Raw genomic sequence first — 17,406 nt, 5'->3', positions numbered from 1 at the left:
CTACCCTTCCTTGGCCGTATCAGTCCTCTGCGCGCAGTTCCGCGCACCGCGCGTCAAGCGCTGCGATTGCGATCTGCAATGACATTCCTTCATTGAAGCCGCGGCGTGCCAGCACACCCACGATGCGGCGTAGGGCCTTGTCGCGCTCCTTGCGATCCGGCGGGACAGTCTTAATGGAGCGAGCCTTCTTTTCCGCAAGGGCCTGCGCCATGGCTTGTTCATCGGCAGGGTCAATTTGCTCGAGGGCCTCAGCACGGTCGGCCTCGCTCACGCCCTTTTCCCGCAATTCCCTGTTGAGAACCGAGCTGGACTTGCCGCGCCGCTTATGCCGTTGGCGCACCCACTCGTGTGCAAAGGCTGCGTCATTCACCAGCCCCGCGTGGGCTAAATCATCTAGCACGTCCTCAACGACATCTGGCTCAAACTCGGCCTTTACCAGACGATCATAGAGCTCTTTCCGGGACCTAGAACGCTGATCCAAAAGGCCCAGCGCCCGAGAGCGGACCTTGGCCTTGGCTTCCTCTGCCTCTCGATCAAAAAGCCCGCCCCCAGCTGCTCCATTCTCATAGGCCTCGAGGGCCTGACGGAGTTGGGCGAGCTTTTCGGGGGCGGGCTGATTCATGATGCAGATTCAAATGGTACGCGGTGTGCGGGTGCGGGTTAGACGATTCTAGTCGTCGTCAAAATCGACGTTTGGAACGAGATCAACGGACTCATCGGTCAATGGGTCATCGGCGCCAGGAACATCCATCGCGGCAGCCTCTTCACCCTCGGCCGCAGCCTCGCCGATGCCAAGCTTCTGGAAAATCTTCTGCTCGATTTCATTGGCAAGGTCCGGATTATCCTTCAGGAAATTACGCGCCTTCTCCTTACCCTGGCCCAGCTGGTCGCCTTCGTAGGTAAACCAGGACCCGGACTTGCGGATGAAGCCGTTTTCGACGCCAAGGTCGATGATGGACGACTCGCGAGAGATGCCTTCGCCATACATGATGTCGAACTCGGCAATCTTAAATGGTGGCGAGACCTTGTTTTTTACTACCTTGAGCTTGGTGCGGTTACCGATGGCATCCTGGCCATCTTTTAAGGTCTGGATGCGGCGGATATCGCAGCGCACGGAAGAGTAGAACTTGAGCGCCTTACCACCGGTGGTGGTCTCTGGCGAGCCGAACATCACGCCAATCTTTTCGCGCAGCTGGTTAATGAAGATAGCGGTGGTACCGGAGTTGTACAGGGCACCGGTCATCTTGCGCAGCGCCTGCGACATCAGGCGGGCCTGGAGGCCGACGTGGCTATCGCCCATTTCACCTTCAATTTCCGCCTTCGGGGTAAGTGCAGCAACGGAGTCAACGACAATGATGTCAATTGCGCCAGAGCGTACCAGCATATCGGCGATCTCCAAGGCCTGTTCGCCGGTATCTGGCTGGGAAACCAAAAGGTTATCGGTATCCACGCCAAGCAGGCGAGCATACTGCGGGTCGAGCGCGTGCTCGGCGTCAATAAACGCGGCAATGCCGCCGTCCTTTTGTGCAGATGCAATGGCGTGCAGCGCAACAGTGGTCTTACCAGAAGACTCCGGGCCATAAATTTCTACGATGCGCCCGCGCGGGAAACCACCAATACCCAGAGCAACATCGATTGCGGCATTACCGGAAGAAATGGCCTTAATCGGTGGGCGGTTGTCATCACCCAGGCGCATCACAGCGCCTTTGCCGTAATCCTTCTCAATCATGGCCATTGCGGCATCGAGGGCCTTTTGGCGGTCATCTCCCTTAGAGGCGGCAGAAGAAGACTTCTTTTTGGTTGCCATTAACTTTCATCCTTATCTTTAACGACGATGTACTAGCGCATTATTAGACTGCCGTGGAACTCAAACGGTTCCCTCCGTCAACGCCATCCCACTGTAGACGACTGCATCGACACCTCCGCCATATTACATACATCTGTTCGAATTTTGAAAGTGAACACGCCAGTCCGCCAAATTCGACGGCGCTATAAAGTAGGGTAATCGACCCCCAACCTGCGCTCCTTCGGTACATCAAAGTCATCGCACAGGCTCAGCCAGACGCGACGCGGATCGACGCCGCGTTCGATAAGCTCATCGGGCGTTGCCCCGAGGTCGGGCAAGACATGGGAGTGACTAATCCACTTTCCCTTAGACTCGCCAAATTCGTCCACAATGAGCTGGTGATACTCAGTCAATCGCATGCGCGCCATCCTACTCAGCACTAAAGCACGGGCGCCAGCGGTCCAGAAAGTGTCGATTGGGAGCCCGCCGCAATGGCCCCACCTCACAATAATCAGCCTCAGATGAACACCGTTCAAAACCCTCAATTGTCTGCAGTTTTCATGCAGTGCTAACCTCTTGAACATGAAAAAGAACTCTCTGGCAACGACCATTGCCTATGTTGCCGTGTTTACCGCTCTCGTCATCGTCCTTGCCTTCGTGTCCATTCCCATCGGTTCGGCCGGCGTGCCCATCGTGTTGCAAAACGCAGCGCTGATCCTCGCCGGCCTTATTTTGGGTAGCAAGCGCGGCGGTTACGTGGGACTCCTCTTTTTGTTCCTGGGCCTTGCCCTCCCAGTTTTAGCAGGTGGCGGTACCACGCTGCGTGCCTTGGCAGGCCCAACCGCGGGCTACATCATCGGCTATGTTCTCTCGCCAGCGGTTGCAGGTGCAATTGCCTACCGCTCCCCTAAGAACAAGGGTGGCATGGCGGTCATACTTGCCATTGCTGCCATTGTCGGCCTTGCCGTCCAATACATCTGCGGCGCCTTTGGTCTCATGATCCGCTCTGGCTTGGAAATTGGGCCAGCCTTCGCAGCCCAATTGCCCTTCATCCCTGTCGATGCCGGAAAGCTTGTCGTTGCCGTCATCATCGCTCTCGGTGTTCACTCGGCCTTCCCCGATCTGATGGGACGAAAGGCCGCCTAGTGCCCACGATCGAATTTTCCTCGGTTTCGGTAGCTTTTGATGACACCGTGGTGCTCGAGGACATTAACCTCACCCTCACCGAACAACGCATTGGCATCATCGGCCAGAATGGTGGCGGAAAATCCACCTTGACCAGGCTCATTAATGGGTTGGGCGAGCCTAGTGCCGGTACGGTGACGGTGGACCAGATGGACGTCGCCAAGCAGGGCAAAAAGGTGCGCGAAAAGGTGGGCTTTGTCTTTTCGGATGCCGAAAACCAGATTGTCATGCCCAATGTGCGCGATGACGTCGCCTTTTCGCTCCGCCGTTTTAAGCTGCCCAAACACGAGCGCCTCGCCCGCGTGGATGCTGCCCTCGAGCGCTTCGGACTCGCCGAATTTGCTGAGCGCTCACCGCATACGCTCTCCGGCGGACAAAAGCAGCTCCTCGCGCTGGCAGCGGTCATGGTCATCGACCCGATTCTCATCATCGCTGATGAGCCCACTACCCTGCTGGATCTGCGTAACCGCGATCGAATCAAAAGAGAATTCGCGCGATTGGAACAGCAACTAATTGTGGTGACGCACGATCTGGAATTTCTGCGCGATTTTAATCGGGTCATTTGCATCGATGACCACCGCATCGCCGCGGATGGCCGACCGGCGGAGGTCATAGATTTTTACCAAGACCTCATGGCCCAGCGGCCGCTGTAGGGAGAATTGTCATGCAACGACGCACGAATCTCCCACTTTCCGTCTATGTTGATGGCACCAGTTTTGTTCATCGCATCAAACCCAGTTGGAAGATCGCATTCCTCTTAGTCTTTATCCTTGTTACCAGCATCTTTTTCAAGTCCATTCCGTGGGCAGCAGGCGGGGTCATCTTCGTTGTCATCCTTTATGCTTGCGCTCGGATCCCACTGGGCATTGCGTGGAGTCAAATCTGGCCGCCTCTCTTTTTCCTAGTCCCGTTGGCAGGCTTTCAATGGTGGGCAAAGGACTTCGACTATGCGGCGGTGATGTTCCTCAATGTCTTCGCCGCTATGATGGCTGCCATCTTGCTCACGCTGACCTCCACGGTAGATGAAATCATGGAGTCGCTGGAAGAGTCGCTGCAGCCCCTAAAGCGACTAGGAATACCGGTAGAAAACATCAGCTTGGCTATGTCACTGACTATTCGGCTCATCCCGCTGATGTTTGAAACCGTCTATGAAGTCCTAGATGCCCGCAAAGCGCGCGGTGCCGGGATGTCCCCGCTGGCGTTTGGCACCCCCGTTATTATTCGCTCCATCCGGCGAGCGCGCGCGATGGGGGAAGCGTTGCAGGCCCGCGGCGTCGGTGACTAGCAGCGTAAGTTATCGCCTCCCTTGCACCACCAAATGATGGCCAAGGGAGGCGATAACTTTTTAAAAGACAGTCGAGGGTTTTACTCCCCACGCAACTCACGCAGACGGGCCTGTACAGCATCGTTGTTGGCACTGCCTGGCTGGGCAGCGCTGTCGGCAGCAGAGCCAGAAGCTTTATTGCCCTCAATGGCCTGAGCCTTATTGGCTTCCACGGACTTAGAGGAGTTCATTTCACTGCGAATCTGCTCCAAGCGGGAATGACCGGCCATCTGTATGCCCGCCTGCTGAACCTCGGCCATGCGGTTTTCCACGGAGTTCTCAGCAAGCTCGGCCTGGCCTAGCGCCTTGGAGTAACGGCGCTCAATCTTATCGCGCACAGCATCCAGAGACGGCGTATTGCCATTGGCAGTTAGCTCGTTCATGGAGTTCAAAGACTCAGAGACCTTTTCCTGCATTTTTGCCTGCTCCAGCTGGGAAAGCAGCTTGGAGCGCTCATTGACCTTTTCGCGCAGCGCGGCGTTATTACGCTGAACCGCATTCTTGGCCTTTTCTGCCTGCTGTAGTGCCTGGTCGTGCAGCTTCTTGGTATCCTCCACGGACTCCTCAGCCGTAACCAGCTGGGCGGCGAAGGCCTCTGCCGCGTTCTCGTACTCCACGGCCTTATTTTCATCGCCCTTAGCACGGGCCTGATCAGCCAATTCCAGAGCCTGGCGAGCATTGCCCTGCAGCTTTTCTACCTCTGCCAAGCGGCGGTTAAGCTGCATTTCCAGCTGACGCTGGTTACCAATCACGGCGGCCGCCTGCTGAGACAGCTCCTGGTGCTGGCGCTGAGCATCCTCAATAGCCTGCTCGATCTGCACCTTCGGATCGGCGTTTTCCTCGATCTTATTATCGAAGAGTGCCATCAGGTACTTCCAGCCCTTAACAAATGGGTTCGCCATGGTGTGCTTCAACCTTTCTAGGTTAAAAATGTGCGTAATGTTCTGCTGTTTATACTAGCGAAGCGCTGTTTCCACCGCTTGCACTCCCCGCGGTCGCGGGCGCTTGCCGACGCCCCCTTAACCACCACAGCCGACCCTCCTCGCGAGAGAATAGGCCGGCTGTTGACATAGACCGCTGTGTGCTAGAGCTCTGATGCGGCAGGTGCCGTATGGGCTAGCTCCTCATCCATAGAGGGCAGGGCCATGTAACCGGCTGCTTCAATCAATACGTCAGAGACCGAGCAATCTAGCGCGTGGCACACAGACGCAAGGAGCTCAGAGGAGACCTCCTTGCGACCGCGTTCGAGCTCTGAAAGGTAACCCGGCGACACGCGGGCCACCCCGGCCAATTCGCGCAGGGTCACTCCCTTGTCCGCGCGGAAGGCGCGCAGCGTCAACCCAAGAGCCTCACGCAAAAGCGGCTCAGGAGTACGAGCAGTGGCGGGCGCCGCTGGTGCAGTAGCGCCGTTTACCGAGTGTTCGAGGACTGCAGTAGAAGTGTTCATCACTATGGTCAACGCTCCTTGTCTCGCTATTGTTCCCGCAGTGCCGGATTTTCTTCCACAGTTGCGCACAGTAGACGAAAGGCGGCTGCGACCGTGGCCTCTCTAATTTCGTTGCGCTCCTTGCCCAAACCGGATAGCAGCTGGGAGAAAGCGACTCTACCAGGAGAATAGATGCCGATATATACGGTGCCCGCCGGCTTGCCTTCTTGTAGGTCTGGTCCTGCCACTCCGGTAAGGCCTATTCCCCAGTCCGCAGCGGTTTCTGCCACCGCTGCGCGGGCCATTGCAAGGGCGGTCTCCCCAGAAACCACTCCGGCAGCTTCGATATCGGCTACCGGTTGGTGCAAAAAGTGGGATTTCACCTCGGTGGCATATGTTATAAGCCCTCCGCGCAATACAGCCGAAGCTCCAGGGACAGAAGCGACCGTGGCGCTGGCCAACCCAGCAGTAAGTGACTCACAAAAGGACAAAGTCTCGCCGCGCTCGGTGAGCTCGGACACGAGGCGGGTTGCCATGGTGCTCATGAACTACCTAGCTATTCTGCTTCTTGCCGTCAATGAGGTACTGGACGCCGGTAACTAAGGTCACCACTGCAGCCAACAGCATCACTAGGAAGGTAGGAACGTTCATCCACTCCGGCAACGGCCACAGATACAGCCCGACTGCCAAGGATTGCAATACAGTCTTCAGTTTGCCGCCCTTCGAAGCAGGTACCACCTTGCCGCGGCGCAACAACACCATACGCCAGATGGTGATACCGAACTCACGGATGAGAATGACCACGGAAATCCACACTGGCAGCACCCCGATGATGTTGAGGCATACCAGTGCGGTAGTCATAAGCGCTTTGTCCGCGATGGGATCAGCAATCTTGCCAAAATTGGTGATAAGGCCACGGGCACGTGCGATGTCCCCGTCGAGCTTATCTGTGAGCATTAAGGCCGTGAATAGGCCAAAAGCCCACCATTCATGGCCGGCAATGACCAGCCATGCGAAAACCGGAATGAAAAGAATGCGCAGGCTGGTGAGAATATTTGGCAGGTTCCAATTGGACGCCTGCGGATTCACATCCGAGGATTGCGCTGACTGTGTTCCGGGTTGATTCACGTTATACATACTACCTGTTAGCACCAAGCACCTGCGCTTGGATGCCCCTGCATTTTAAAATGCCAAGCATGAAGTATTTTGCTGTTAGCTACGACTACAACCCCAATAATCCTGAGATTGCTAAGGCTCGCCCCGCGCACCGCGAGTTTACCGCGCAACTTTTTGAGGAGGGCACCATCATTGCCACCGGCCCCTTGACGGATTCCAAGGGCGGCGCGCTCATCATTGCGGGGCTTGCCGACGACGCCGTGGTCGCCGACGCCATCGCCCTCATGGACAAAGACCCCTTCTACCAAGCCGGCTGCATCACCGGCCGCAGCTTCCGCGAATGGAATCCCGTAAACGCCCGCTTCTAGTGTGGTAGCTCTTCCTTGGGCAGGTCTTCGGCCTTGCCCACGAATTCGCCCTTCTTGTTCCGGACGATCTTATTGCCCTCCTCGTCCCAGTCGAAGTGATTGTGCGATACCGGTACTCCGCCTTGGTTCTCATCGCGTTTGTTTTTAATAATCGAGGCGATAACCGTAATAACCAGGACGCCCACGATCACGATAAGTGAGGTGATGGTGGAAAATTCTGGGATCGACTCCACGTTCTCGCCGCCGTTGACAAACGGCAAGTTATTCTCATGCAGCGCATGGAACATGAGCTTTACACCGATGAAGCCCAAAATGATGCCCAAACCATAGGGCAGGTACACCAAGCGGTCCAGTAGGCCATCCAGCAGGAAGTACATCTGGCGCAAGCCCATGAGGGAGAAAGCATTCGTGGTAAAGACCAAGAACGCTTCCGAGGTAATACCGTAAATGGCCGGAATGGAGTCGAAGGCAAACATCACGTCGATAAGGCCGATGGACACCAACGCAATAAAAAGCGGGGTGAACGCGAATTTACGCTTGCCCGAAGAATCTTCCACGCGGTGCGTAAGCTTATCGCCGTGGTAGCGCGGGGTGACGTGGACTACCTTGCGGATCAGCTTGATGATGCCCATATCATTGGGATCGGTTTCGGGGGCGTCCCGAATCTCGTCGACGATGAGCTTGATTGCTGTGTAGATAAGAAATATCGCGAACAGGTAGAAGATATCGGACCATGCCGCGATGACCGCAGCACCCAAAAGGATAAACACCAGGCGGCATGCCAAGGCAATAACGATGCCGATGAGCAATACCTTTTGCTGGTACTTGCGCGGGATCTTGAAGGCGCCCATGATAAGCGCGAAAACAAAGAGGTTATCTACGGATAGCGCCTTCTCTGTCACGTAACCCGTGAGGTATTGGATGCCGTGCTCGTGGTCCCATATGGCCCATACGCCGGCACCAAAAAGTAAAGCAATACCGACATAGAATAGGGTCCAGAACCCGGATTCCTTCAGCGTCGGCTCGTGCGGGGTGCGCACGTGGGAGTAGAAATCAAAAACAAAGAATCCAAGAATGACGACGATGGAAATCGCCCAGATCCACAATGGCACATGCATTGGTACATCCCTCCGGTCGAAGATACAACAAAGTGACCGGAGGTCTCCCCCGCCCGGCTAGATAGCTGCAGCCGGGCCGGCACGACCGGGAGCATAACGCTTCCGTGCTGACGATCGGTGCCGAAGGATGGGGTACTCCCCTCCAAGACCCGTCCAACTTTACACGATCTTAGAAGGCACCTGTCGAAGGGTTATACGTTGCCTGGACGGTACGAGTGTCGCCAGCATCGCCCTGCGGGGAGGAATCGGAGCCTGCGGAGGAGGCGTCGGAAGTAGCGGCAGCTTCGTCCTCCTCTTGCTGTTGCATCTCCTCCTGAATTTCCTTTGGCGCCTCGGCAGGGTCGGCGCCCTTGATCATCCAAATGATGGTATCGAGCTCTTCCGGCTTCACTAGGACCTCGCGGGCCTTGGAGCCCTCGGACGGTCCGACGACGCCACGAGATTCCATCAGGTCCATCAGACGACCGGCCTTGGCAAAACCGATGCGCAGCTTGCGCTGCAGCATCGAGGTCGAGCCCAACTGGGCGGTGACCACCAGCTCGACGGCTTCGAGGAGGTCGTCCATGTCCTTGCCAATTTCCTCATCGATTTCCTGCTTGGCCTCGGATTGCTTCTCTTCAGTCACGCCCTCGGTGTAGTTCGGCGCGGCCTGCGACTTGGCGGCATCGACAACCGCCATAACCTCATCATCTGAGACGAATGCGCCCTGCATACGCACAGGACGCTTACCCTGCGGAATGAAGAGGCCATCGCCCATACCAATGAGCTTTTCCGCGCCACCCTGGTCCAAGATAACGCGAGAGTCCGTCAGTGAGGACGTCGCGAAGGCCAAGCGTGAAGGCACGTTGGTCTTAATCAGACCGGTCACCACGTCAACGGACGGGCGCTGGGTTGCCAGGACCAGGTGAATTCCGGCGGCACGCGCCTTCTGAGTGATGCGGACGATGGAGTCCTCAATCTCCTTTGGCGCAGTCATCATCAGGTCCGCCAGCTCGTCGACGACACAGACGATGTACGGGTACGGGCGTACCTCGCGCTCGGAGCCTGCCGGTGCTTGGTATTCGCCGGAGACCACCTTGCGGTTATAGTCCTCAATCTTGCGCACGCGAGCAGCCTTCATATCCATGTAGCGCTGCTCCATCTCCTCCACCAGCCACTGCAGGGCTGCTGCGGCCTTCTTCGGCTGGGTAATGATGGGCGTGATCAAGTGCGGAATGCCCTCGTACGGGGTAAGTTCCACCATCTTCGGGTCCACCAGGATGAGGCGAACCTGCTCAGGGGTGGCTCGGGTTAGCAGCGAGACCAACATGGAGTTGACGAAAGCGGACTTACCGGAACCGGTAGCACCGGCGACCAGCAAGTGCGGCATCTTTTGTACCGAGAACGAGGTGTATTCGCCTTCGATATCCTTGCCCAATCCAATAAGCATCGGGTCAGGAGAGCTAGTCATGCTGGGCGCATCAAGCACCTCACGCAGGTGTACCATCTCGCGGTCTGGGTTGGGAACTTCAATGCCAACAGCTGACTTGCCGGGGATAGGCGTCAGCAAGCGCAGGTTGTCCGTGGCTACGGCGTAGGCGAGATTGGACTGCAAATTCGTAATCTTGGATACCTTGACGCCTGGCCCCAGCTCGATTTCATAACGGGTCACTGTTGGACCACGGCTGAAACCGGTGACTTGCGCATCCACCTTGAACTCTTCAAAGACATCAGTAATGGCCTCGATAATGCGGTCATTAATCTCGGTGCGCTCCTTGGCTGGGGTTCCCGGAGTCAACAAATCCGTAGAAGGAACCGCGTAATTCTCGTTGCCAAACTGTGCGGCGGGCGCGGCGGCGGGCGCCTCAGCTGGCGCGGGCGCACCGGCACTACCCGTTCCCGCTCCTGGTTCGGCCGTCGGTTGAGAGCTATCCACCTGCGCGCCGGTCGTTGCATCGCGTCCAGAACGTTCACGGAAGAGCTGGCGAGCCTTCTCGTGCGCGGACGATACTGCATCCGCGCCTCCTTGTGCAGCGGACCCAGCGGCACCTGCGGCAGCACCTGCTACCGCGGCTCCAGCGGCTCCGGCAGCACCGGCACCTGCAGCCTTAGCTGCGCCACGTGCCGCCCCTGCAGCTCCCGCAGCGCCAGCGGCTGCCCCCGCAGCCGATCCCACAGCGGAACCGGCGGCGGTACCCGCTGCTGAAGCAGAGCGAGCAGAGTCAAATGCGGAGCGCTGGCCAGCGGTGCCCAGAACGCGGGTCGGCTCCGAGTCTACGGAGTCTGGCTGGGCCGGCGAAGACGCAGCAGGACCTTCTACGACTGGAATCTCATCGGTATCCTCAATATCGCGCGAAACTGGCTTCTCCGCCGGAGTGGACACGGACTGAAAGCCGCCACGCGTTGGCGCGCTAAAGGTACGGGTTGCTTCGTCCTCCTCCGCCGCAGCGGGGGACTCTGTGGGATAAGAGGAACCACGCGGAGAGGGGCCTTCAGTGCGGCCTCGGAAAGCGCGCAGGCTTCCACCGCGTTCAGAGGTTCGGCGCTTGGCTGCAGGTCGGGCCGGGCGGGTGCTGCGCTCACGCCCTTCCGCAATATCATCGATATCGCCGGTGACGTGTCCATAGAGGTCATCGCCTTCGTCTTCGTAATAATCTTCATCCGCACCGCCAAAGCGAGAGAAAGCTGCAGCGATGGCATCAGCCACCAACTCATAAGCCTCGCGGATGGTGATTCCGGTGACCAAAAGGGCGCCGTAGATAATGACGAGGAAAAGCAACGGCACTGCAACGAAGGAGGTAAAGGCAGTCTCCAACAGGCCACCAATGGCATAGCCGATTACTCCGCCCGCGCCACCGGCACTTTCCGGGGTAAAGCCAAGTTCAGGGGTGCCAGCAAAGATATGGATCAAGCTGAGCATGGCCAATACAATGACGCTAATTCCGCCCACAATGCGCGGCTTAAAATGCCCCGCCGGGCCGGAGATATCCATCATCAAGGCAATGGCCAAAGCCACTAAGGCCACTGGCAGCACCCATGCGCCCGCACCAATGACATAGCGCACGATATTGCCCACCCAGGCACCTACTTGGCCAGCGACACCGAACCAGACCGTAGCCGCGAGCACGATGGCAATACCGATGAGCACGAGTGCCACCGCATCGGGATTTTTCACCTGAATGCCGCGCGACTCCGACTCACCCAATTCCATGGTCGAAGGGTGTTCTTCCGCTGCTTCATCATTGGCACGAGTAACCTTGCTTTTCTTTTTATTCTCCCCGCGTGCAGAAATTTCTTCCGGCTCCCTTGTCGTCTCGTACTCCTCGGTGTCATATACGTCTTCGCTCGGCTTCAGCCCGGCCATTCCATGGCTTACACCTCGCGCCATGTTTCCCATGCCGCGCGCCGTGGCACCAAACACTGCGCCCAAGCCCTTGCCGACGGCCCGGAACGCACTACCAGTGCGCTCCTGTGAGGTCGCTGCAGCACGCCGATGCGAGGACGTCATAGCCAAGGTTTCCGGCATGCCAGCACCGGACCGGCTGCGGCCAGATGGCCGTGAACGATTCGTCTTTCGGCGCGTCCCGCGCGAAGAGGCATTTTTGACAGACATGCCTCTACCTTAACCGTGACACCCCATAAATCACATTAGCCACACGCGTTTCCCCCGAGGCCTAGGGTCATAATCTAAAGTCACACCCCCAACGGCGCACGACGATTGCGATAATAGTACTAATTCAAGGCTAGAGAGTTGACCGTACGGCGGCTTTGGCATCTCCCTCGAGCGCGACTTCGGCAGCGTCACGTCCGAAGGACCACAGAATCAGTTCGCCTACCTCCCCCGATACTCGGACTACGGCATCTCCCTTATCTGCTACGCCGTGCTTATCCGCGGCGACAATGCGCGGTAATCCTTCGGGCTGCATAATGACCGGGCGAGTCGAGTTTCGCAGGGCCACCTTAGCTAAGAGCTTCAGGTAGCTATGCATCTGCTGTTTGATTCGTGCCGAGAAATCTCGCGGACCCATGCCATTAGCCCGGCGAATGTCCTCGTGGTGAACAAAATGCTCTACAAAGTTTTGCTGTGCATCCACGAAACGAACGGGGTTATAGGTAGCCGGTCCCCTCCCCCAGTCATCAACGAGCTCATCAAAGTCGCGTTCGGAAACCTTGCGCGATTCCTTTTCAAGGTGGCCGGACAATGCCTTGACAAAAATTCCAGCGGCTGCATCGGGGCGATTTTCCCGCACCCACAGATGTACGGCTAGGTCACGGGTAGTCCAACCCTCGCACAAAGTAGGGGCATCAGGACCAAGCTTATGAAATAGCGCGACCATTTTGGCGCGCTCAGCAGAACAAAACGACATAGGCCCCAGCATACCGAGCTAGCTGGCATGCTGGGGCTGCGTCTGCCTTTATACGAAGAACCCTGCTATTTACAGGGACTCACGAGAAGCATCTACGTCTTCATCATCGGTAACCAATGGGCCGGAGTTGGTCGGCACGATGGTCGGCAGAATGACCGGCTCGCGCTTGTACTTCGAATCCATAAGTTTAGATACCTTGCGGCGCAGTTTCTGCACCATGCGGTAGGTATCGTTCTCGCCCTCGGCGGCGAGATCATTCATGGTGTTTTCTACCATTTCTGCGACCTCCGGCACGATGCCGCGGTCATCATCGGAAAAGCCTGTGGTAGATACCGTTGGGTGCTCCAATAGGCGCGAGGTGCGGTTATCAATCACGCACGTGATAGATACCACGCCACCAGTTCCCAGGTTGGTGCGGTCGGCCAAGGTATCGGCATCCACATCGCCCATGGACACACCATCGACGTAGAGGTTGCCCACCTGCATCTGGCCTACGACCTCGGCGCGGCCCTTGCGCAAATCCACGACGACGCCGTTTTGCGCCAGCACCGTACGATCGCGGTCCACACCGGTGGAAATGGCCAGTTCCTTATTGGCACGTAGGTGGCGCCACTCGCCGTGCACCGGCATAGCGTTGCGCGGGCGCGCTGCGTTGTACAGGAATAGCAGCTCACCGGCATAACCGTGGCCCGAGGCGTGCACCTTGACGTCTTGGTTAGTAATGACATTAGCGCCAATCTGAGACAGCATATTAATCACGCCGTAGACCGCTTCCTCATTGCCCGGGATAAGCGAGGAGGAGAAGATGATGGTATCGCCATCACGTACGGTAATTTGGCGGTGCTCGCGACGAGCCATGCGCGATAGAGCGGCCATTGGCTCACCCTGCGTACCGGTGGTGATGAGCATGGTCTTGTGCGGAGCCATCTTGGCAGCCTCATCAATGGGGATAATGGTGCCGCGAGGGACCTTCAAAAAGCCCATCTTTTCCGCGATTTCCATGTTGCGCATCATCGAACGGCCGTTGAAAGCCACCTTGCGGCCATTTGCCACGGCAGCGTCGATAGCAGCCTGCACGCGGTAGACGTTGGATGCGAAGGAAGCCAAGATAACGCGCTGCTTCGCGCCGGCAACGAGACGCTTAAAATTGGCGGGGATATCACCCTCAGATGCAGATACACCAGGCACGGTGGCATTGGTGGAATCACACAACATGAGGTCAACGCCCTCATCACCGTAACGAGACAGGGCTGGCAGATCGGTTGGACGATTATCCAGTGGGGTCTGATCCAGCTTGATATCACCGGTATGGATGATATTGCCCGCTGGGGTTCCCAACATGATGCCCAAGGCGTCCGGTACGGAGTGGTTAACTGCCCAGAAGCGAACCCGGAATGGTCCATAAGTCACGTCGGATTTTTCATTAACCTCGACGAACTTCGGCTTCTGACGATGTTCCTTACACTTCGCGGCAATGAGCGCGATGGTAAAGCGGGAAGCAACAATAGGGATATCCGGGCGCAGCTTCAGCAGCCACGGAATAGCTCCGATGTGATCCTCGTGCGCGTGAGTAACGACGAGGGCCTTGACCTTGTGGATCTTCTTCTCGATGGGGCCAAAGTCAGGCAGGATAAGATCCACGCCCGGCTCACCGGAAGACGGGAAGAGCACACCACAGTCAATGATGAGGAGGTCATCACCGTACTCGAAGACGGTCATATTGCGACCGATCTCCGAGATTCCGCCCAAAGCATAAATGCGGAGTGCATCCTTCGGCTGCTTTGGTGGCTCTGGCAAACGCTTGGTTAGATCCGCACCCTGCATCGACTTGGGCACGTTGCGGCGACCACGGTTATTGCGGCCGCGGCCCTTACCGTTGCCATTTTTGTTGTTGCCGCCATGGTTATTATTTCCACCATGGTTATTGCCGTTGCCGTTACCACCACGGCCACGGCCGCGGCTACCACGGGAACGGGAGCGGCGGTTGTTACCGCCGCTATCATGGTGGTTATCGGAAGAATTCTTTTTGCCAGAGTTGTCCTTATCGCCCTTAGCCGGCTTATCCTGTGCGGAATTGCCAGCATCAGTAGCTGGGGCTTGGAAAACTGGCGAAGCCGCCTCGTTGGAGGCGGTTTCGTTTTCCGCCGCTGGGCCCGCCTTGCGGGTCACCTTGCGGGAACGGTTACGGGGTTCATTCATTCTTAAAGGGCTCCAGATTGTTCCAGATCACGGCGAAGTACCTCGCGTTCCTCCTCGCTCGCAGCGGTAATAGGAAGACGGGTATCGCCAACTTCGATGCCCTGCAGGCGCAGGGCTTCCTTTGCAAACGTCGCTCCGCCCAACCGTGCTTGTGCCCGGGTAAGCGGAAGGAGCGTTGTGGTATTGATTTCTCGGGCGCGGGCCATATCGCTCGCGTCGAAAGCTTCATAAAGTTCTGCCAAGGCACGCGGCACAACATGGCCGATGACGGAGATGAAACCAGAAGCGCCGAGGGAAAGCCACGGCAGGTTAATCGGATCATCACCGGAATACCAGGCCAGACCGGTTTCTTGGATCAGTTCTGCGGCCGCAGGAAGGTCGCCCTTGGCGTCCTTCACGGCTTGGATATTCGGCAAATCCGCAAGGCGGCGGAGGGTATCCGGCGCCACTGGGATGCCCGAGCGGCCAGGAATGTCATAGACACAGATTGGTAGATCCGTGGCTTGCGCGACTGCGGCGAAGTGCTCATAAACCCCCTTTTGGGAGGGCTTCGAGTAGTACGGAGTCACCACCAATAGGCTATCTGCCCCCGCATCCGCGGTGGCCTTGGCCAACTTGATGGAAGCTGCGGTGTCATTCGTTCCGGCACCGGCGCATAGCTTTGCGCGGTCTCCGACTTCTTCCTTTACGGCTTTGAGCAGCTCCAGCTTCTCTTCAACCGACGTGGTCGGTGATTCGCCCGTGGTTCCACCTAGGATGAGCGAATCAACGCCATTGTCTACGAGATGAGCCGCTAGGCGACGACCTGCTGCAACGTCCAGCGCACCGTCACGGTCAAACGGGGTAACCATGGCGACGCCGATGCGTCCAAAGGTGTCGACGCCAGTCTTTGCTGTCATACCTGTGCTCATAGGCGTCAAGATTACCCTTTTGGCTAACAATTAGCCGCATCGGGGTCTCGCGCGTGTTAGGCGTAGGGGCTTGCCGCCATCTGGGTGCCATCAGCCAACGTGGTGATATTGAAGTCATTAAAGAGCACCGGCGCCTTGCTCTGCAGCAACTTCAAGCACTCTACCGCGACGTGGCGCAGCTCTTCATCGGCCTGTTCCGCGGCACGTGCACCGATAAAATGCCGCCACGCGCGATAATTGCCGGTGACAACGATGCGGGTTTCTGTTGCGTTGGGAAGCACGGCACGGGCCGCCTGGCGAGCCTGCTTTTTACGCAGGAGTGCATTAGGCTCATCCAGTTTCTCTTCGAGCGCGCTAAGCAGCTCGTCATAGACAAAGCGAGTTTCATCTACAGCCTGCATGACCAACCGGCTAAGCTGCTCGTCTTCGGCCACCAATTTAGGCAAAACCACTTCAGTTTCATCTGGGTGGACAAAGCGCTGGGAAAGCTGCGAGAAGGAAAAGTGCCGGTGGCGTACAAGCTCATGGCTCGCCGAACGCGACAGCCCCGTGATGTACATCGTTGCTGTGGCATGCTCAAGCAATGCGGTATGACCTACCTCCATGATGTGGTGCAGATAGGCTTCATTCGTTGCCGTGCGGGGATTTGGTTTGTCAAAAGACTCGTAGCACGCTCTTCCAGCAAACTCGACTAGAGCTTCCCCATCTGAGGCCGAATCATCCGCGGTCCAGTCCACAGTGCGCGGGGCGTGAAATTGCGTTGCGGCAATGAGCTGAATGTCTAGCTCACTTGCTTTAGCCATAGCTTAAAGCCCCAAGTACTTATCTAGGCCGACGACCAAACCTGGGTGTTGCGCAATCTGGCGCACGCCCACCAGTACGCCCGGGGTAAAGGACGCACGGTCATAAGAATCTTGGCGAATAGTCAGAGACTGACCTTGGGCACCGAAAATAACCTCTTCGTGTGCGACCATGCCGCGAGTGCGTACCGCGTGTACCGGGATGCCGTCGACATTGGCTCCGCGTGCACCGTCCAGTTGCTTTTCCGTGGCATCCGGCATCTCGCCTAGGCCTGCCTCCTTGCGAGCGGCTGCAATCCCTTCAGCGGTATGGATGGCGGTACCGGACGGCGCATCCAGCTTTGTCGGGTGGTGGAATTCAATGACCTCTGCAGTTTCAAAGAACTTAGCGGCCTGCTTTGCCAACACCATGGTGAGCACAGCGGAGATGGCAAAATTCGGCGCAATCAGGACATTGCCAGCACCGTCTTGCTTAGTCCACTCCTCTACCTGCGCCAAGCGTTCCTTATCAAAGCCAGTGGTCCCCACCACACAGTGAATGCCTTGGGCAATGCAGAATTCCAGATTTCCCATGACGGAGTCCGGCTGAGTAAAGTCCACGATGACCTCCGCGTGGGCGTCGACAAGCTGCTGCAAATCATCACCGCGGTCGATTTCTGCCACCAGCTCTAGATCATCTTCTGCGTTTACACCTTCGACGATTGCTTGACCCACGCGCCCGTGAGCACCTAGTACGCCAACCTTGATAGCCATGGTGTGTTCTCCTTATTTCAGCCACATCGTTAATACTTTTCTCCCCATCCTAACGCGCATGATAGCTGCGCAAT

General features: G+C 57.3%; 18 protein-coding genes. 4 read left to right on the top strand and 14 right to left on the bottom strand.

Annotated features, from left to right (window positions below; genetic code table 11):
• Window positions 1-19: 19 nt before the first annotated feature.
• The 3 genes from recX to RAE07_RS03585 all read right to left on the bottom strand — a co-directional run bounded on the left by recX (window position 20) and on the right by RAE07_RS03585 (window position 2,205).
• Window positions 20-622 (bottom strand): recombination regulator RecX, encoded by a 603-nt coding sequence (recX, locus tag RAE07_RS03595; protein ID WP_023021362.1) that lies wholly within the window; start codon window positions 620-622, stop codon window positions 20-22.
• 48 nt (window positions 623-670) lie between these two features.
• Entirely contained in the window at window positions 671-1,807 is a 1,137-nt protein-coding gene (recA, locus tag RAE07_RS03590; protein ID WP_317001366.1) for a recombinase RecA, read from the bottom strand.
• A 182-nt stretch (window positions 1,808-1,989) separates the two neighbouring features.
• Window positions 1,990-2,205: a DUF3046 domain-containing protein gene (locus RAE07_RS03585; protein ID WP_005325117.1), complete on the bottom strand. Its 216-nt coding sequence runs from the start codon at window positions 2,203-2,205 to the stop codon at window positions 1,990-1,992.
• Window positions 2,206-2,368: 163 nt separating this feature from the next.
• On the opposite strand from RAE07_RS03585, the gene RAE07_RS03580 reads away from it, so the two are divergent.
• Genes RAE07_RS03580 through RAE07_RS03570 form a run of 3 tightly spaced genes read left to right on the top strand, consistent with a single transcriptional unit; the run spans window position 2,369 to window position 4,256 of the window.
• Entirely contained in the window at window positions 2,369-2,932 is a 564-nt protein-coding gene (locus RAE07_RS03580) for a biotin transporter BioY (RefSeq protein ID WP_023021360.1), read from the top strand.
• Window positions 2,932-3,624, top strand: a complete 693-nt coding sequence (locus tag RAE07_RS03575) for an energy-coupling factor ABC transporter ATP-binding protein (protein WP_023021359.1) — start codon at window positions 2,932-2,934, stop codon at window positions 3,622-3,624. Before RAE07_RS03580 ends, RAE07_RS03575 begins: the two co-directional genes overlap by 1 nt.
• 11 nt (window positions 3,625-3,635) lie before the next feature.
• Window positions 3,636-4,256, top strand: coding sequence for an energy-coupling factor transporter transmembrane component T family protein (locus RAE07_RS03570; protein WP_259824654.1), 621 nt, complete (start codon window positions 3,636-3,638; stop codon window positions 4,254-4,256).
• Between the two features lie 80 nt (window positions 4,257-4,336).
• On the opposite strand, the gene RAE07_RS03565 is transcribed toward RAE07_RS03570, so the two are convergent.
• The 4 genes from RAE07_RS03565 to pgsA all read right to left on the bottom strand — a co-directional run bounded on the left by RAE07_RS03565 (window position 4,337) and on the right by pgsA (window position 6,858).
• Window positions 4,337-5,197: a PspA/IM30 family protein gene (locus RAE07_RS03565; RefSeq protein ID WP_200288943.1), complete on the bottom strand. Its 861-nt coding sequence runs from the start codon at window positions 5,195-5,197 to the stop codon at window positions 4,337-4,339.
• Between the two features lie 182 nt (window positions 5,198-5,379).
• The gene (locus tag RAE07_RS03560; RefSeq protein ID WP_023021356.1) at window positions 5,380-5,742 is read right to left on the bottom strand and encodes a helix-turn-helix domain-containing protein; all 363 of its coding nucleotides are present in this window, start codon (window positions 5,740-5,742) and stop codon (window positions 5,380-5,382) included.
• A gap of 26 nt (window positions 5,743-5,768) precedes the next feature.
• Complete coding sequence (locus RAE07_RS03555) at window positions 5,769-6,266, bottom strand: CinA family protein (protein WP_200288942.1); 498 nt, start codon at window positions 6,264-6,266, stop codon at window positions 5,769-5,771.
• 7 nt (window positions 6,267-6,273) lie between these two features.
• Window positions 6,274-6,858 carry a CDP-diacylglycerol--glycerol-3-phosphate 3-phosphatidyltransferase gene (pgsA, locus tag RAE07_RS03550; RefSeq protein ID WP_317001365.1) on the bottom strand — a complete coding sequence of 195 codons (585 nt, stop codon included), beginning with the start codon at window positions 6,856-6,858 and terminating at the stop codon, window positions 6,274-6,276.
• A 59-nt stretch (window positions 6,859-6,917) separates the two neighbouring features.
• Here pgsA and RAE07_RS03545 point away from each other — a divergent pair, with 59 nt between their 5' ends.
• Window positions 6,918-7,205 (top strand): YciI family protein, encoded by a 288-nt coding sequence (locus tag RAE07_RS03545; protein ID WP_023021353.1) that lies wholly within the window; start codon window positions 6,918-6,920, stop codon window positions 7,203-7,205.
• Here the strand turns inward: RAE07_RS03545 and RAE07_RS03540 are convergent.
• From RAE07_RS03540 to dapB, 7 genes are all read right to left on the bottom strand, one after another.
• Window positions 7,202-8,323: a TerC family protein gene (locus RAE07_RS03540; protein WP_023027867.1), complete on the bottom strand. Its 1,122-nt coding sequence runs from the start codon at window positions 8,321-8,323 to the stop codon at window positions 7,202-7,204. The genes RAE07_RS03545 and RAE07_RS03540 overlap by 4 nt on opposite strands.
• A gap of 169 nt (window positions 8,324-8,492) precedes the next feature.
• Entirely contained in the window at window positions 8,493-11,828 is a 3,336-nt protein-coding gene (locus RAE07_RS03535; RefSeq protein ID WP_375545476.1) for an FtsK/SpoIIIE family DNA translocase, read from the bottom strand.
• A 217-nt stretch (window positions 11,829-12,045) separates the two neighbouring features.
• On the bottom strand, window positions 12,046-12,681 hold the full coding sequence (locus RAE07_RS03530; RefSeq protein ID WP_034655396.1) for a TIGR03085 family metal-binding protein: 636 nt from the start codon (window positions 12,679-12,681) through the stop codon (window positions 12,046-12,048).
• Between the two features lie 57 nt (window positions 12,682-12,738).
• Window positions 12,739-14,868: a ribonuclease J gene (locus RAE07_RS03525; RefSeq protein ID WP_317001364.1), complete on the bottom strand. Its 2,130-nt coding sequence runs from the start codon at window positions 14,866-14,868 to the stop codon at window positions 12,739-12,741.
• 2 nt (window positions 14,869-14,870) lie between these two features.
• Window positions 14,871-15,779, bottom strand: a complete 909-nt coding sequence (dapA, locus tag RAE07_RS03520; RefSeq protein WP_034655398.1) for a 4-hydroxy-tetrahydrodipicolinate synthase — start codon at window positions 15,777-15,779, stop codon at window positions 14,871-14,873.
• 56 nt (window positions 15,780-15,835) lie between these two features.
• Window positions 15,836-16,582, bottom strand: coding sequence for an FAD-dependent thymidylate synthase (gene thyX / locus RAE07_RS03515; protein ID WP_049361193.1), 747 nt, complete (start codon window positions 16,580-16,582; stop codon window positions 15,836-15,838).
• Between the two features lie 3 nt (window positions 16,583-16,585).
• The gene (gene dapB, locus RAE07_RS03510; protein ID WP_049361192.1) at window positions 16,586-17,332 is read right to left on the bottom strand and encodes a 4-hydroxy-tetrahydrodipicolinate reductase; all 747 of its coding nucleotides are present in this window, start codon (window positions 17,330-17,332) and stop codon (window positions 16,586-16,588) included.
• Between the last annotated feature and the right edge of the window lie 74 nt (window positions 17,333-17,406).

This window comes from Corynebacterium nasorum (assembly GCF_032821635.1).
In the GTDB taxonomy this organism is placed as follows: Bacteria; Actinomycetota; Actinomycetes; order Mycobacteriales; family Mycobacteriaceae; genus Corynebacterium; species Corynebacterium kefirresidentii.
Note: the sequence above shows the minus strand (reverse complement) of the source record. Positions and strands in the feature narration are given on the sequence as shown.

Bases quoted from the DNA above. Each gene is read 5' to 3' on its own strand.
- recX (WP_023021362.1), bottom strand. From the start codon at position 622: ATGAATCAGCCCGCCCCCGAAAAGCTCGCCCAACTCCGTCAGGCCCTC.
- recA (WP_317001366.1), bottom strand. From the start codon at position 1,807: ATGGCAACCAAAAAGAAGTCTTCTTCTGCCGCCTCTAAGGGAGATGAC.
- RAE07_RS03585 (WP_005325117.1), bottom strand. From the start codon at position 2,205: ATGCGATTGACTGAGTATCACCAGCTCATTGTGGACGAATTTGGCGAG.
- RAE07_RS03580 (WP_023021360.1), top strand. From the start codon at position 2,369: ATGAAAAAGAACTCTCTGGCAACGACCATTGCCTATGTTGCCGTGTTT.
- RAE07_RS03570 (WP_259824654.1), top strand. From the start codon at position 3,636: ATGCAACGACGCACGAATCTCCCACTTTCCGTCTATGTTGATGGCACC.
- RAE07_RS03565 (WP_200288943.1), bottom strand. From the start codon at position 5,197: ATGGCGAACCCATTTGTTAAGGGCTGGAAGTACCTGATGGCACTCTTC.
- RAE07_RS03560 (WP_023021356.1), bottom strand. From the start codon at position 5,742: ATGAACACTTCTACTGCAGTCCTCGAACACTCGGTAAACGGCGCTACT.
- RAE07_RS03555 (WP_200288942.1), bottom strand. From the start codon at position 6,266: ATGAGCACCATGGCAACCCGCCTCGTGTCCGAGCTCACCGAGCGCGGC.
- pgsA (WP_317001365.1), bottom strand. From the start codon at position 6,858: ATGTATAACGTGAATCAACCCGGAACACAGTCAGCGCAATCCTCGGAT.
- RAE07_RS03545 (WP_023021353.1), top strand. From the start codon at position 6,918: ATGAAGTATTTTGCTGTTAGCTACGACTACAACCCCAATAATCCTGAG.
- RAE07_RS03540 (WP_023027867.1), bottom strand. From the start codon at position 8,323: ATGCATGTGCCATTGTGGATCTGGGCGATTTCCATCGTCGTCATTCTT.
- RAE07_RS03535 (WP_375545476.1), bottom strand. From the start codon at position 11,828: ATGCCGGAAACCTTGGCTATGACGTCCTCGCATCGGCGTGCTGCAGCG.
- RAE07_RS03530 (WP_034655396.1), bottom strand. From the start codon at position 12,681: ATGCTGGGGCCTATGTCGTTTTGTTCTGCTGAGCGCGCCAAAATGGTC.
- RAE07_RS03525 (WP_317001364.1), bottom strand. From the start codon at position 14,868: ATGAATGAACCCCGTAACCGTTCCCGCAAGGTGACCCGCAAGGCGGGC.
- dapA (WP_034655398.1), bottom strand. From the start codon at position 15,779: ATGAGCACAGGTATGACAGCAAAGACTGGCGTCGACACCTTTGGACGC.
- thyX (WP_049361193.1), bottom strand. From the start codon at position 16,582: ATGGCTAAAGCAAGTGAGCTAGACATTCAGCTCATTGCCGCAACGCAA.
- dapB (WP_049361192.1), bottom strand. From the start codon at position 17,332: ATGGCTATCAAGGTTGGCGTACTAGGTGCTCACGGGCGCGTGGGTCAA.